The organism is Terrabacter sp. 2RAF25, assembly GCF_052115265.1.
Classification (GTDB): Bacteria; Actinomycetota; Actinomycetes; order Actinomycetales; family Dermatophilaceae; genus Terrabacter.
The window spans coordinates 360,416-375,015 of the sequence record NZ_JBFRGJ010000001.1 but is presented as its reverse complement, the minus strand read 5'-3'; the positions used below and the strand labels follow the sequence as shown (position 1 = coordinate 375,015).

The 14,600-nt window shown below is 71.3% G+C and carries 11 protein-coding genes; 7 read left to right on the top strand and 4 right to left on the bottom strand.

The window, feature by feature from the left end:
* Nucleotides 1-12: 12 nt before the first annotated feature.
* The gene (locus AB4091_RS01720; RefSeq protein WP_442290004.1) at nt 13-1,731 is read left to right on the top strand and encodes a CocE/NonD family hydrolase; all 1,719 of its coding nucleotides are present in this window, start codon (nt 13-15) and stop codon (nt 1,729-1,731) included.
* A gap of 356 nt (nt 1,732-2,087) precedes the next feature.
* Here AB4091_RS01720 and catC read toward each other — a convergent pair whose 3' ends face one another.
* The 4 genes from catC to AB4091_RS01700 form a co-directional block, all read right to left on the bottom strand.
* Nucleotides 2,088-2,363, bottom strand: a complete 276-nt coding sequence (gene catC, locus AB4091_RS01715; RefSeq protein WP_442290003.1) for a muconolactone Delta-isomerase — start codon at nt 2,361-2,363, stop codon at nt 2,088-2,090.
* Entirely contained in the window at nt 2,363-3,235 is an 873-nt protein-coding gene (gene catA / locus AB4091_RS01710; RefSeq protein WP_442290002.1) for a catechol 1,2-dioxygenase, read from the bottom strand. The genes catC and catA overlap by 1 nt, the downstream gene beginning before the upstream one ends.
* Nucleotides 3,236-3,304: 69 nt before the next feature.
* Complete coding sequence (locus tag AB4091_RS01705; RefSeq protein ID WP_442290001.1) at nt 3,305-4,411, bottom strand: mandelate racemase/muconate lactonizing enzyme family protein; 1,107 nt, start codon at nt 4,409-4,411, stop codon at nt 3,305-3,307.
* Entirely contained in the window at nt 4,408-5,334 is a 927-nt protein-coding gene (locus tag AB4091_RS01700) for a LysR substrate-binding domain-containing protein (protein WP_442290000.1), read from the bottom strand. Before AB4091_RS01700 ends, AB4091_RS01705 begins: the two co-directional genes overlap by 4 nt.
* Before the next feature lie 195 nt (nt 5,335-5,529).
* Here AB4091_RS01700 and benA point away from each other — a divergent pair, with 195 nt between their 5' ends.
* From benA to AB4091_RS01670, 6 genes are all read left to right on the top strand, one after another.
* The gene (gene benA / locus AB4091_RS01695) at nt 5,530-6,930 is read left to right on the top strand and encodes a benzoate 1,2-dioxygenase large subunit (protein WP_442289999.1); all 1,401 of its coding nucleotides are present in this window, start codon (nt 5,530-5,532) and stop codon (nt 6,928-6,930) included.
* A complete protein-coding gene (benB, locus tag AB4091_RS01690; RefSeq protein ID WP_442289998.1) occupies nt 6,927-7,469 on the top strand; it encodes a benzoate 1,2-dioxygenase small subunit in 543 nt (180 codons plus the stop codon). The genes benA and benB overlap by 4 nt, the downstream gene beginning before the upstream one ends.
* 10 nt (nt 7,470-7,479) lie before the next feature.
* Nucleotides 7,480-10,119 carry a benzoate 1,2-dioxygenase electron transfer component BenC gene (gene benC / locus AB4091_RS01685; protein WP_442289997.1) on the top strand — a complete coding sequence of 880 codons (2,640 nt, stop codon included), beginning with the start codon at nt 7,480-7,482 and terminating at the stop codon, nt 10,117-10,119.
* Nucleotides 10,120-10,243: 124 nt separating this feature from the next.
* Entirely contained in the window at nt 10,244-13,018 is a 2,775-nt protein-coding gene (locus AB4091_RS01680) for a LuxR C-terminal-related transcriptional regulator (protein WP_442289996.1), read from the top strand.
* An 84-nt stretch (nt 13,019-13,102) separates the two neighbouring features.
* The gene (locus tag AB4091_RS01675) at nt 13,103-13,789 is read left to right on the top strand and encodes an HD domain-containing protein (protein WP_442289995.1); all 687 of its coding nucleotides are present in this window, start codon (nt 13,103-13,105) and stop codon (nt 13,787-13,789) included.
* On the top strand, nt 13,786-14,562 hold the full coding sequence (locus AB4091_RS01670; protein ID WP_442289994.1) for an IclR family transcriptional regulator: 777 nt from the start codon (nt 13,786-13,788) through the stop codon (nt 14,560-14,562). The genes AB4091_RS01675 and AB4091_RS01670 overlap by 4 nt, the downstream gene beginning before the upstream one ends.
* Nucleotides 14,563-14,600: the final 38 nt, after the last annotated feature.

The window sequence follows — 14,600 nt, the reverse complement described above, 5'->3', positions numbered from 1 at the left end:
AGCTCCTCGACCATGGCTGACGTCCAGACGATCACCGCCGGCGTGCAGAAGATCGCGGTTCGCAAGGACCTCGCCGTCCCGATGCGCGACGGCGTCACGCTGGCCGCCGACGCCTACCACGGCGTGGACGACCGCCCGCGCCCGGCGCTCGTGGCCCTCAGCCCGTACGGCAAGGAGCTGCAGGCGCTGGCGCTGACCACCCCGCCCCAGCGCCGGCCCTCCCCGATGTGGGACGGCTGCATCGAGGCGGGCGACATCGCCCGCGTCGTCGCCGAGGACTACGTGCACGTGATCGGCGACCTGCGCGGCTCGGGTGCCTCCGGGGGCGAGCACGTCGGCAATTACAACGCCGGTGGCGTCTCGCTCGGCCAGGACGCGTACGACTTCATCGAGTGGGTCGCGGCGCAGCCGTGGTGCGACGGCAACGTCGGCATGATCGGCATCTCGTACTTCGGCTCGATGCAGGTCTTCGCCGCGGCCGAGCGGCCCCCGAGCCTCAAGGCGATCTTCGTCAGCGGCGGTCACTACGACTTCTACGAGACGACCTACCACGGCGGCGTCATGTGGTTCATGCCCCGGGCGGCTCGCGAGGGCCGCGGTGGCGACTCCGGCTGGGCCTTCACCGACCGGGTGAAGTCACGGATGCTCGAGACGTACTCGCCCGAGGAGGTCCGCGCCCGCGTCGCCGCGCGCCTCGAGGACCCCGACATCGCGGCATGGCCCAACCTCGTGCACCTGCTGCACTACCCGACGAACCACGAGGCGTGGTTCGACATCGTGATGAACGAGCTCGACGGCGACTGGTACGAGGAGCGCAACCCGGTCAACCTCGCGAAGAACATCGACATCCCCGTCTACCTCCAGATCGACCAGGGTCGGGGCTGGACCGTCGACGGGCACATCGAGCTGTTCGAGCGGCTGAAGGGGCCGAAGCGGCTCGACATCGGCTCCTACCCGCCCATGCAGTCGCGCCCCTGGGTCGAGGAGCACGACACGATGTTCCGCTGGTACGAGTACTGGCTCAAGGGCGTCGACAACGGAATCATGGACGAGCCGGCCGTCAGCGTCTTCGTCGAGGGCACGCGCGAGGTGCTGACCGGAGACCAGTGGCCGCCGAAGGACGTCTCCTACCGCTCGCTCTACCTGCGGCCCCGCCGCAAGCTCTCCTTCTCCCCCGAGCTCATGGGCGCCGAGCACGCCGCCCCCGACGGCTTCTACCAGGCACCGCTCACCGTCACCGACAAGGTCGAGATGCTCGACTGGAGCACACCGCCGTTCGAGGAGCCGACCGAGCTGGTCGGCGCCGGCGCAGCCCACCTGTTCGTCGAGATCGACCAGCCCGACACCAACCTCATCCTGCGCCTCTGGGACGAGTCACCCAGCGGTGGAAGGCAGCTCGTCACGACCGGCTTCCTCAAGGCCTCGCACCGAGAGCTCGACGAGCGCACCACCGAGGGCAACCCGTACCACCCGCACACGCGGGCGGTGCCGGTCGAGCCCGGCGTCGTCCAGGAGTACGTCGTGCGGCTCTACCCCTTCGCGTCGACGTTCCTTCCGGGCCACCGGCTGGTCGTGCAGCTGTCAAACGACGAGCCCCTCGCCGACGAGCACAACGCCCTGTTGCCGCCCGACGCGTTCCACCTGCCGGTGGGCCGGGCGGTCACCCACAAGGTCTACCGCGACGCGGCGCACCCGTCACGGCTCGTCCTCCCCTTCACGGCGGCCGGCTGACGGGCCCGGCACTGCGGCCCGCTACCCGCCGGCAGCCGTGTGCACCGTTCCCGTGAGGACGGCTGGCCGGAAGCAAAGGGGCCTACCGGCATACCGTCTCGGTCGACGGTGACCTCGCCGCCGTCGACGAGAGCCTCGACGAGAGCCTCGACGAGGTCACGCAGCTCGGGCGGAAAGTGCGCCAGGTCGACGCTGGTCTGCCCTGACACGCGCGGCGGCATCGCGTTCCAATCGGTGGTGGCCTCGGGCTTCCACCCTGCCACGCGCCCGGCGCGGACGCCGCCGCAGCGCGCCGGGCGCGCCGTCTCCCCCTCGACAAAGACGGCGCGCCCACCCGTGCGCGCGAGCGCCCTGCCTCAGACCGCCGAGGGGTGCGTCGCGAGCGGCGTCACCTCGATGGTCATGTACGGGAAGAGCGGTAGACCCCAGAGGATCTCGTGCAGACGCTCGTTGGACGACACGTCGAAGACGCTGATGTTGGAGTACTGCCCGACGACGCGCCAGATATGGCGCCACTCCCCTGCCCGTTGCAGCTGCTGGGAGTAGGCCTTCTCCCGCGCGACCGTCTCGTCACGCACCGTCGGGTCGAGGTCGCGCGGGATGTCGACGTCCATGCGGACTGCGAAGAGCATCAGGCGCGCACCGGGTCCAGGACGAAGCCGTAGTCAACGGCGACCGCGCCATCGCCCTGCGGGCGCGGGTCGAGCACGAGCTCGGGCTTGACCGCCGAGGCGATGTCGTCGTCGTTGTGCTCGTCTCCCGGGAAGTAGAGCTGGGCCGTGAGCTGCTCGTGCCCGGGGGCCGAGACCTTGACGTGCAGGTGGGCCGGACGCCAGGCGTGCCACCCGGCCGCCGCGATGAGCTTGCCGCACGCGCCGTCGGTGGGGATCTGGTACGGCGCGGGCTGGATCGTGTGGATCTCGAAGGCGCCGTCGGCGTCGACCGTGAACGAGCCGCGGAGGTTCCACTCGGGGATGCCGGGGGCGAACTGCGAGTAGAAGCCGGCGTTGTCGGCGTGCCACAGCTCGATCGTCGCGCCGTCGAGCGGGGTGCCGTCGGTGGCGGTGACGGTTCCTGTCCACGTCAGGGCCGTGCCCTGCTCGCCGTCACGGGTCGGGACGGAACCCCGGGCGCCCTGCTCGGGAGCCCCGGGCACGTAGTAGGGCCCCTCGATGGTGCCCTTGCTGCCCTCGCGGTGGTCGGTGGCCACCTCCTCGACGACGTGCTCGACCCAGACGTCGAGGAAGAGCGGCCACTCGCCGTCCTTGCCGACCTGGATGAGCCACGCCTTGAGCGCGTTGTACTCGTCGTAGGTCACCTTCTCGCGGCGGATGATCTCGTAGATCGCATCGAGCAGGGAGCTAGCGAGCAGGTCGACCCGCTCGACGGGCGTGTCCGCGACGGCGGCGAAGGCGGACTTGTCGGTGGCGAAGCGCTCCGTGGCCGCGTTGCCCGAGGCTGCGGCGGTCGCGACCTCGACGTTGAGGTGCTGGTCGGTGGTCATGGTCGGTCCTTTTCGTGGTGGGTGCTCGGTGGAGCTATGGACTGGTGTGGGACGTCCTGGCGGGTGGTGTCAGGACGCGTCGACGCGATAGCGCCGAAGCTTCTCCTCGTCGATCTCGACGCCGAGGCCCGCGCCGCGGCGCACGACGAGCTCGCCGCCGACGATGCGCAGGGGCTCGGTCAGCAGGTCGTCGGTCATGTCGAGGAAGTTGGACAGCTCGCCGGCCTGCGCGGTGGTGCGCCGGTGGGCGGCACCGAACGCGACGGTGCACGCGGAGCCGAGCTGGCCGTCGATCTGGTTGCCCATCACCACCTCGAGCCCGAGCCCCTCGGCGAGGTGCAGCACACGCTGCGAGCCGGTGAACCCCGTGCGGGCCGTCTTGATGGACAGGGCGTTCGCGGACCCGCCGAGAACCTCGCGCGTCACCTCGGCAGGCGTGGTGGCCGACTCGTCGGCGATGAACGGGACGTCGAGCTGGCCGACGAGCCAACGGCGCCCGACGACGTCGTCAGCGGGGTTGAGCTCCTCGGCGAAGGCGAGATCCAGGTCGGCCATCTGGCGCATGGCGCGGGCCGACTCGGAGGCCGACCACCCGCGGTTGCCGTCGACGTAGAGCACGACCTCCGGCCCCATCGCCTCGCGCAGTGCCCGCACCACGTCGACGTCGAGGGACACCGGCCGGCGACCCACCTTGACCTTGAACGTGGTGATGCCGTGCAGGGCGCGCATGCGCTGGGCCTCGTCGACCATCGCCGCCGGCTGGTCGAAGCCGAGCATGTGGGAGACGCGCATGCGGTCGCTGTAGCCACCGAGCAGCTCGGTCACCGGGAGCCCGACCGTCCGGCCGAAGGCGTCCCAGACGGCCATGTCGAGGGCTGCCTTCGCGGTCGGGTTGCCGACGGTGCGGTCGAGGTGGGCCCACATCCGCTCCCGCTCGGTGAGCGAGAGGCCCACGAGCTGTGGCGCGAAGATCGTCTCGATGACGGCGACGATCCCGCGCTGGGTCTCCCCGTAGGTGAACGGCCGCGGCGGCGCCTCTGCGACGCCGACGACTCCGTCGTCCGTGCGGACCCGCACGAGCACGTGCTCGGCGTGGTGCACCTCCCCGCTGGCGAACTTCAGCGGCTTGACGTACGGGATGCGGAACGGGATCGCCTCTATCGCAACGATCTTCACGATGCGTCCTTTGCTGGGTGGGTGGTCTGTGCCGATGCCTCGTCGAAGAAGCCGTGGGTGCGCAGCGCGTCGAGGGCGCTACCAACCAGTGGCGACGGGTCTCCCGCGAGCCAGGCGAGCGACAGGTCGATGCTGAGCGCGCCGTGCACCTCGCGGAAGACGACACCGGTGAGCTGCATCCTGCGCACCGACTCGGGCACGAGCGCGACGCCCAGGCCGGCGCTGACGAGGGCGAGCAGGGCCGAGGTGCCGGGAGCGCGATGGGCCACCGACGGGGCGAAGCCGGCGCGCCGGCAGCTGGCCATGGCTGCCTCGTTGACCGCCGAGCCGGGGTCGGCGTAGACGACGAACTCGTCCACGGCGACGTCGGCCACCTCGAGTCCCGGCTCGGGCACGAGCCGGTGGTCGGCGGGCAGGGCCAGCACGAGCTGCTCGTCGAGGAGGTGGCGCGTCTCGATGCCCGTCGCGGCCACCGGACCGCGCAGCACCCCGAGGTCGAGCCGCCCGTCGAGCAAACGCTCGACCTGGGCCGGCGTCAGCAGGTCGGCCTGGACGTCGAGAGCGACGTCGGGCAGCTCGGTGCGCAGCAGCCTCGAGATGCCGGCCAGCTGGGTGAAGGCGCTCGTGCCGGTGAAGCCGATCCGCAGCAGTCCGCGCCTGCCGCCGGCGATGCCCCGCACAGCCGTGACCGCGCTGTCCAGCTCGTGGAGCACCCGGCGTACCTCGTCGTGGAAGAACTCACCGGCGGCGGTGAGGCCGACCTGTCGTGTCGTGCGTTCGAGCAGCACCACGCCGAGCTCTGACTCGAGGCGACGCACGGCCTGCGAGAGCGCCGGCTGGGCGATGTGCAGTCGCTCGGCGGCCTGGCCGAAGTGGCACGTCTGCGCCACGACGTCGAAGTAGCGGAGCTGTCGTAGGTCCATGGTTCACCTCCTTCCGGCGATCCCGTTCACGCTAGGGCGGCGACATCCAGAAACACAAAGACCAAAATCTGCTCCATTGATAACTCTCATCGATCAATCATGCCCTCACCCAGCACTAGGCATTTACCTCGTGCGCGCTCTCGCAGGCCGTGGTGGAGTTCCGGGAACCCCAACGCAAGGACGCCTGGAGGAGTCATGACCGAGACGCTCGACCGGGTCGGCGCGAAGCTGGCCGACGCCGTGGTGGAGGAGCCGGACACCGGCACCTACCGCGCCAACCGCCGCATCTTCACCGACGAGGAGCTCTTCGAGCTCGAGATGACGCACATCTTCGAGGGCAACTGGATCTACCTGGCCCACGAGAGCCAGGTCGCCGCCCCCGGTGACTACTTCACGACCTACATGGGACGCCAGCCGGTCGTCATCACCCGCGACAAGGACGGCGAGCTGCACCTTCTCGTCAACGCCTGCGCCCACCGCGGGGCGATGATCTGCCGCCGCAAGACCGACAACCGCACGACGCTGACCTGCCCCTTCCACGGCTGGACGTTCCGCAACGACGGCACGCTGCTCAAGGTCAAGGACCCCGACGGCGCCGGCTACCCGGAGTCGTTCGGCACCAACGGTTCCCACGACATGACCAAGGTGGCCCGCTTCGACAGCTACCGCGGGTTCCTCTTCGGCAGCCTCAACGCCGACGTCGTGCCCCTGAGCGAGCACCTCGGCGACACGACGACCGTCATCGACATGCTCGTCGACCAGTCGCCCGAGGGCCTCGAAGTGCTGCGCGGGTCGTCGACCTACACCTACGACGGCAACTGGAAGGTGCAGGCCGAGAACGGCGCCGACGGCTACCACGTCACCGCCACCCACTGGAACTACGCCGCCACGACCTCGCGTCGCGACACCGGTGAGTCGGCGAACAGCACCAAGACGCTCGACGCCGGCAACTGGGGCAAGTCCGGTGGCGGCTACTGGTCCTACCCCAACGGCCACCTGTGCCTCTGGACCTGGGCCGGCAACCCGCAGGACCGGCCCCTGTGGGACCGCCTGGAGCAGCTCAAGGAGCGCTTCGGCGACGCCAAGGGCGAGTTCATGGTCAAGGGATCACGCAACCTGTGCCTCTACCCGAACGTCTACCTGATGGACCAGTTCTCGACCCAGATCCGGCACTTCCGGCCGATCGCGCCCGACCAGACCGAGGTCACCATCTACTGCATCGCCCCCAAGGGCGAGAGCGCCGAGGCGCGCGCGTGGCGCATCCGCCAGTACGAGGACTTCTTCAACGCGTCGGGCATGGCCACCCCCGACGACCTCGAGGAGTTCCGCTCCTGCCAGCTGACCTTCCGCGCCACCGCGGCCCCGTGGAACGACATGAGCCGCGGCGCCGAGCACTGGCTCGACGGCCCCGACGAGGTGGCTCGGTCGCTCGGCATGACCGAGGTCGTCTCGGCCGGCGTCAAGAACGAGGACGAGGGGCTCTACCCCGTCCAGCACACGTTCTGGCGCGACACGATGCGCGCGGCGATGGCCAAGGAGCAGGCGCGGGCCGAGCAGGACGCGGCCGCTGCCGCGTCGGGAAGGGAGTGCTCGTGACCATCACGCAGCAGCCCCTCACGGGCGAAAGGCCCGCCGTGGGCGAGAAGCTCGTCACGCAGAACCACATCGAGCAGTTCCTCTACCGTGAGGCCCGCCACCTCGACGACCGCGAGTTCGAGAAGTGGCTCGACTGCTACGCCGACGACTGCGTCTACTGGATGCCGGCGTGGACCGACGACGACGACCTCGTCGAGGACCCGCAACGCGACATCTCGCTCATCTACTACGCCAACAAGGGCGGCCTCGAGGACCGGGTGTTCCGCATCCGCACCGAGCGCAGCTCGGCGACCTCGCTCCCCGAGCCGCGCACCAGCCACAACATCAGCAACGTCGAGGTCATCGAACGACAGGGTGATCTCGTCGACGTGCGCTTCAACTGGCACACGATGTACTTCCGCTACAAGACGGTCGACCCGTACTACGGCACGTCGTTCTACACGATCGACTTCTCGGGCGACGAGCCCCTCATCCGTCGCAAGACCGTGGTGCTGAAGAACGACTACATCCACCACGTGGTCGACGTCTACCACTTCTGAGCGGGGAACCATGACTGTCAACGACATCGACGTCGCGAAGCACCAGGTGGCCCTGTCCTTCGAGGACGGTGTGACGCGGTTCGTCACGTGCCGCGAGGACCAGACCGTTGCCGACGCGTCCTACCGCCAGCGCATCAACATCCCGCTCGACTGCCGCGACGGAGCCTGCGGCACGTGCAAGGCGTTCTGCGAGTCGGGGCAGTACGACGGTGGCACCTACATCGACGACGCCCTCAGCGAGGACGAGGCCGACCGCGGGTTCGTGCTGCCCTGCAGCATGCGGCCCCGATCGGACCTCGTGCTGCAGGTGGCGAGCACCTCGGAGGTGGCCAGGACCAGGGCGACCACGTATGCCGGCACCCTCGTCGGTCTCGAACGCCTGTCGCGCACGACGGTCGAGATCGCCGTCGAGATCGCCGACCGCGGCGAGCTCGCCTTTCTGCCGGGACAGTACGTCAACATCGCCGTTCCCGGCACGGACGTCAGCCGGTCGTACTCGTTCAGCAACGCGCCGCACGAGGAGCGCCTCACCTTCCTCGTGAAGCTGACACCGGGAGGTGCGATGTCGACCTACCTCGACGAGCGCGCCGCTGTCGGCGACGCCATCAGCTTCACCGGGCCGCACGGGTCGTTCTTCCTGCGCGAGACCGATCGGCCGGTGCTGCTGCTCGCCGGCGGCACGGGGCTCGCCCCTGTCCTGTCGATGCTGCGCACCCTGAGCGCGGCCGCGAGCGAGCGGCACGCCCACCTCGTCTACGGGGTCAGCACCGACGAGGACCTCGTCGCCCTCGACCAGGTCGAGCGCGCCGGCGAGGGGCTGGCCAACCTGACCTGGGACCACTGCGTCTCCGACCCCGCCAGCTCGGCGGCGAACAAGGGCTACGTCACGAGCCTCATCGGCCCCGAGCACCTTCACGACGGCGACGTCGCCGTCTACCTCTGCGGGCCGCCACCGATGGTCGAGGCCGTGCGCACCCACGTGACGGAGGGCGGCACCGAGCCGACCGGCTTCTACTACGAGAAGTTCGCCCTCGCCGCCTCGTCCTCCACAGCCCTGGCCCAGGCCGACCCGGAGGCACCCGACGAGGACGAGTCGCAGCAGAAGGAGCAAGAACCACAAGAGGATCCAGAAGAGCTGCTGCCGGCGGGCGACGCCCGGGGCATCGCCGGGCAGGGCGTCCACCCCGCGGCGGACATCACCCCGTGGGCAGGCCCCCGACCGTCGCCGCACGACGGCGACTCCGTGCGCCGCATCGCCAAGCAGCTTCTCTTCTCCGCACCGGACCCCACCGCTGACGTGAGCGACACGGCGCCGGAGACTGCGCCCGAGACTGCGACCGTGGCGTCGCCCGCCGCTGGGCACGACACCGCGGACGACGGCTACCAGATCGGCGAGGAGCACCCCGACGTGCAGTCCTCGGACGCCGTGTTCGAAGCCCGACAGGCGCTCGAGCTCGGCGCGCTGGAGCTGACGATCGGACGGCTCAGCTCGCACCAGCTCGCCGGCTACCGGCTGCTCGCCGAGTCGACGCTTCCCTACGTGCAGGGCGACCGCTTCGTCGACGCCCACGCGTACACCGAGGCGAACGCCGCCTTCCACGACTACCTCTTCGCGCAGACCCGCAACGCCCACCTGCTGCAGGCGTACCAGGCGCTGGGGGTCAAGGGTCGGATGGAGGAGGCCCTGCACAGCGCCACGTGGTGCCACCCCCGCTGCGCCACCGACCACGTCGAGATCGTCGAGGCCCTCGAGTCCGGCGACCGCGATCGCGCCCGAGGGCTCATCGCGGCGCACGCCGAGCGCTCCAAGCTGACGATGCGTCGCGCGATGGCCGGCGCCACGCACACTCCCCGACCGGCCCACATCTCGCCGGGCCGCTTCGACGACACCGTCGTCGTCGTCACCGGTGCGGCGCAGGGGATCGGGGCGCAGGTGGCCCGCCGCATCGGCGCCGAGGGCGGCCTGCTCGTCCTCGCCGATCGGTCGGAGCTGGTCGCCGAGGTGGCGGACGAGCTGCAGGCCGACGGGCACGACGCGCTGGCGGTGACGTGCGATCTCGAGACCTGGGCGGGGGCGGAGGAGCTGACGCGCCGAGCCGTCGACCGTTTCGGCCGGGTCGACGTGCTCGTCAACAACGTCGGAGGAGCCATCAACTTCAAGCCCTTCACCGAGTTCACCGAGGCCGAGATCCGTGCCGAGATCGAGCGCTCTCTCATGACCACGCTCTTCGCGACACGGGCCGTCCTGCCGTGGATGGTCGCGGCCCAGCGCGGCGTCGTCGTCAACGTGTCGTCGGCGGCGACCCGCGGCATCCACCGCATCCCGTACTCCGCGTCGAAGGGCGCGATCAACGCGCTGACCGCGTCGCTCGCGATGGAGTACGCCGGACACGGCATCAGGGTGGTCGGCACGGCGCCCGGCGGCACCGAGGCACCCCCGCGGCGCATCTCGCGCGGCACTCCCGCGGCCCGGAACGAGCAGGAGCGGGCGTGGTTCGACGCCCACATCGAGCAGACTCTCGGCTCCTCCCTCATGGGCCGCTATGGGACCCTCGACGAGCAGGCCGCGGCCATCACGTTCCTCGCTTCGGACGAGGCGAGCTACATCACCGGGACGGTGATCCCCGTGGCTGGCGGCGACGTGGGCTGAAGCAGTGGCCCGCCCGAACCGGCTGGAAGTGCGCCACGGCGCGGTTTCGGGTCGGCACGCCCCTCCGAACCGGCAGGAAGTGCGCCACGGCGCGGTTTGCGCGAACGAGGCCTACCGTGGCCGTGTGACGCCCGCCCAGGTCCTGCCGACGCGCCGACGCGAGCTCGACGCACTCGTCGACCTCGTCGGCGCACCGGCCCAGGGCGCCTCGGCGCTCGTGGTCGTGCGCGCTCCGGCAGGCGGGGGCCTGACCACGTTCCTCCGGGATTTTCTGGACGAGTGCGGAGATGGTGGTCGAGTCCAGGCAGCCACGGTGGAGCGAATCATCGGGCTTCCTTGGGAGAGAACGCAACCGGGTGCAGCGCTGGGAGCGTTGCGGCCGCTGCGTGACCCCGGCCGGACCGGCTTCTCGCCGCTCTCGGCCGCGGAGGACATGCTGGCGGTGGTCCCCGTCGGGGACACGGGTTGGGACCTCGTCGTCGTCCTCGAGGACGCCCACCATGCCGACACGTCCTCCGTCGAGTCGCTCGTCAGCCTCGCCCGGCGGCCGGGAGCCGCACGGGTGCTCGTCGTGCTCGGGTGGTGCGACGAGAACGTCGCTGTGACCGCACGCGGTGACGGCACGGCATACGCCCTCGGCGACGGTCTGCTGCACGACGTCGTCCTCGCTGCCGCCGACCACGTCGTCCGGCTGGCACCGCTCGCTTTCGAGGATGTCGCACCGCTGGCCGAGCGTCGCGGCCTGAACCTTCCTGCGCTGCAGGTGGATCGGCTGCTGAGCCACTGCGGCGGCCGCGTCCGCAACGTCGTCGAGATGCTCGAAACGGTGGCCCCGAGCGACTGGGAGGCGCCCCAGCTCGTGCTCCCGGCTCCGCCGACGGCGGCGCGGGCGATCCGTGCCGCCGTGGCGTCCCTCGGCGACGACGCGCGCCACCTGGTGCAGGCGGTCGCCGTGCTCGAGCTCGGCGACCGTCAGGCCCACGGGGTGGAGGTGAGCCAGGCCGCCCAGATCGCCTCCGTCGGCGCGGCAACGCTCGCGGTCCGCGAGGCGGCGAGCGGGGGTCTGCTGCGGCAGCTCGACGAGCTGGGCTGCCGGGTGCGTCTGGAGGACCCGATCGCCCGCCGCGCCGTCCTCGACGCGGTTGAGCCCGGCGACCGCGCCGCGTTGCACCTGCGCGCGGCCGCGGTCGTCCCGGACCCGGCGGTCGGGCTTCGGCACACGTGGTTCGCCGACCCGCGGCCCGACGCGGCGCTGGCCACCCGACTCGAGGCCGAGGCCACGCGCAAGGCGGCGGACGGCGCCTGGGCGGCCGCCGCGGACCTGTTGCTCGTCGCGTCCCGTGCGAGCGCCGATCGCGACCTCTCCGGGGCGCGCCTCGTCGCGGCCGTCGACGCCCTCGTCGGGGCCGGCGACGTGCCCCGGGCAGCACGCTTCCTCGCCGAGGTCGAGACGCTGCGCGAGACCCCGCAGCGCAACGCGGCCCTGGGCTACCTCGCCGTCGTTCGAGGTCGACCGGCGGAGGCGGAGCACAAGCTCCGTCGCGCGTGGGACCTGGTCAACGCACGTCGTGATCCCGCGACGGCGGCCGTCGTGGCCCAGCGTCACGTGCTGCACGCCCTGTCCCGGTGCCGCGCGCTCGACGTCGTCGAGTGGGCCGACCGCGCCGTTGCGGTGGCGCCCGGAACGCCGGCTGCCGTGGAGGCGGCGGCGATCCGCGGCCTGGGAGTCGCTGCCGGTGGTGACATGACCACCGCCGTGGCGGAGTACGGGAGCCTCTTGGGCCAGTTGCCCGAAGGGCTCGTGGCCCAACGCGTCGTGATGGCCTCGGGGTGGCTCCACCTGGCGGCCGACGACCCCGACACAGCCCTGGAGGAGCTCGAGAGCGCCGCCGCGAGCGACCACGGCGGCGGGTCGCTGCGCATCTCCCTGTGGGCCAGGGCCTGGCTCGCCCGGTCGCAGTTCGTCACCGGTGACTGGTCGGCCGCCCTGGCGACGGCGTCGGCCGGCGCCGACCTGGCCCGTCGCTCCGGCACCCAGCTGCTCGTCCCCCTCATGGAGTGGACCCGCACGCAGGTGCACGCCCTGCGCGGTGACTGGGTCGCTGCCGAGAACAGTGCGCGCGCCGGCGAGTCGGGGGCGCGCGGCTACGAGGTCATGAGGGTCCCGGCCGCCCTGGGCCGCGCCGCCCTGAGCGAGGCCCGCGCCGACTACGCAGGTGTCGTGCGCGCCCTGTCGCCGCTGACCGAGCCGTGGGCGCGGGGCTGGATCGACGCACCCGGGTTCTGGCCGTGGCCGGACGTCCACGCCAACGCCCTCGTGCTGGTCGGACGGGCCGAGGACGCCGATGCCTTCTTGCGCCTGCACGAGGACCGAGCCGAGGCCACCGCACACGACTCTGCGTCGGCGCGGCTGGCCTACGCCCGCGGACGCTGGCACGGCAGTCGCGGTGACCTCGACGCGGCGCGAGCGTGCTTCGAGCGCGCGCTCGCCCTGCTGGCTCCCCTACCGCTGGCGTACGACCGGGCTCGCGTCCACTTCGCCTTCGGGCAGACCCTGCGTCGAGCCGGTCGCCGTGCCGAGGCCGACGCCGTCCTCGCGACGGCTCGTGAGGCGTACCTCGCCCTCGGCGCCGCGACATACGTGGCCCGCTGCGACCGCGAGCTCGCTGCCGGCGGCGTCCACGTCGTGCGCCAGCACCGCGAGCACGACGAGCTGACGACGCAGGAGGAGGTCGTCGCCTCGCTCGTGGCGAGCGGGCGCACGAACAAGGAGGTGGCCGCCGAGCTGTTCCTGTCGGCGAAGACCGTGCAGTACCACCTCACGCGGATCTACGCCAAGCTCGGCGTGCGCTCGCGGTCGGAGCTCGCCGCGCTGCGGTCGCAGCCCGCGCCGCAGTGAACGGTGAGATGGACCTCGGTCGCACTTCCGCTCAGCGGAACCGCCCCCTTGCCGGCACCGCTGACGGTGGGGTGCAATGACGACGTGCTGCCCAAGCTAGAGCCCCACGCCAACCACTACGGGCGCGACGTGAGCGCGCACGTCCCGCCCGCCGCGGGCCCGTCACCCCTGCTCGGCGTGGGCGAGCACCACGCGTCCATCTGGCAGCATGCGCAGCCCTACCTCGCCGTGCGCGACAACGACGTCCACACGCTCTACGCCTACGGGATCGCACGGGCCCTGGTCGAGTGCCACCCCGACGCCGACCCCGAGGTGGTGCTTCCCGCCATCCTGCTGCACGACACCGGCTGGTCGCAGCTGCCGGAGGCGACGGTGCTCGCCGCCATCGCGCCGGGCGCGGGCGACCGCGAGACGGTGCTGCGCCACGAGCAGGAGGGCGCTCGCATCGCGGCGTCGATCCTGTCCGCCGTCGGCCACGACGACGAACGGGCTGCTCGCGTCGTCGAGATCGTCGACGGCCACGACACGCGCCGCGAGGCCCTGTCGATCGACGACGCCCTCGTCAAGGACGCCGACAAGCTGTGGCGCCTCACTCCGCACGGGATCGACACGGTGATGGACTGGTTCGGCCTGAGTCGCGAGCAGACCCGACGCCTCGTCGCCGGCCGGGTGCACGACCACCTCTTCACCGATGCCGCCCGCACCATGGCCAGGGTCCTGTCTGCCGTCGCCCACGTGGACACGCTCCCCCAGCGCGTCGCGCTGGGATGACGCCCGACCCGCCCGCGAGCCCACCCGGCGACTCCGGGCGCACCGTCACGAGCAAGGTGCTGGCAATCCTCGCCACCTACGAGTCCTCCCCCGGCTCCCTGTCGCTGACCCAGCTCGCCGACGGGGCCGGACTGCCCCTGCCGACGGCCCACCGGCTGGTCGCCGAGCTCGTCGGGTGGGGTGCCCTCGAGCGTGACGAGAACGGCAGGTATGCCGTGGGGCTGCGCCTGTGGGAGATCGCGCAGAACGCCCAGCGCGAGCTGCGCGACGCGGCGCGGCCCTACCTCCAGGACCTCTTCTCGCTGACGCAGGAGACGGCCCACCTCGCAGTGCGCGAGGGCCACGAGGCCCTCTACATCGACAGGATCTACAGCTCCAAGCGGGTGCCTCGCGCGTCACGGGTCGGCGGCCGGCTCCCGCTGCACGCCACCGCCGTCGGCAAGGTGCTCCTCGCCTTCGAGGAGCCCTGGGTGCGCGACGCCTACGTGGCCCGCGGTCTCGAGGCACCGACCCGGCACACCCACGTGAACCCCACGCGCCTGCTCGAGGAGCTCGAGACCATCCGCGAGCAGGGCTACGCCACGACGAACGAGGAGGTGCGCCCGGGGTCGTGCTCGATCGCCGTCCCGGTCCAGTCGGGCGACGGACGCGTGCCGGCCTCCATCGGCCTGGTGATGCTCTCGAGGCAGTCCGACCGGATGGTCCGCTACGTCCCCACCCTTCGGGGGATCGCAGCGCGCATCGAGCCGGCCGTGTCACGCTGGCGAAGCTGAAGTCACTTCCACTGAGTGGAAGTCGAACGTTGTGGCGC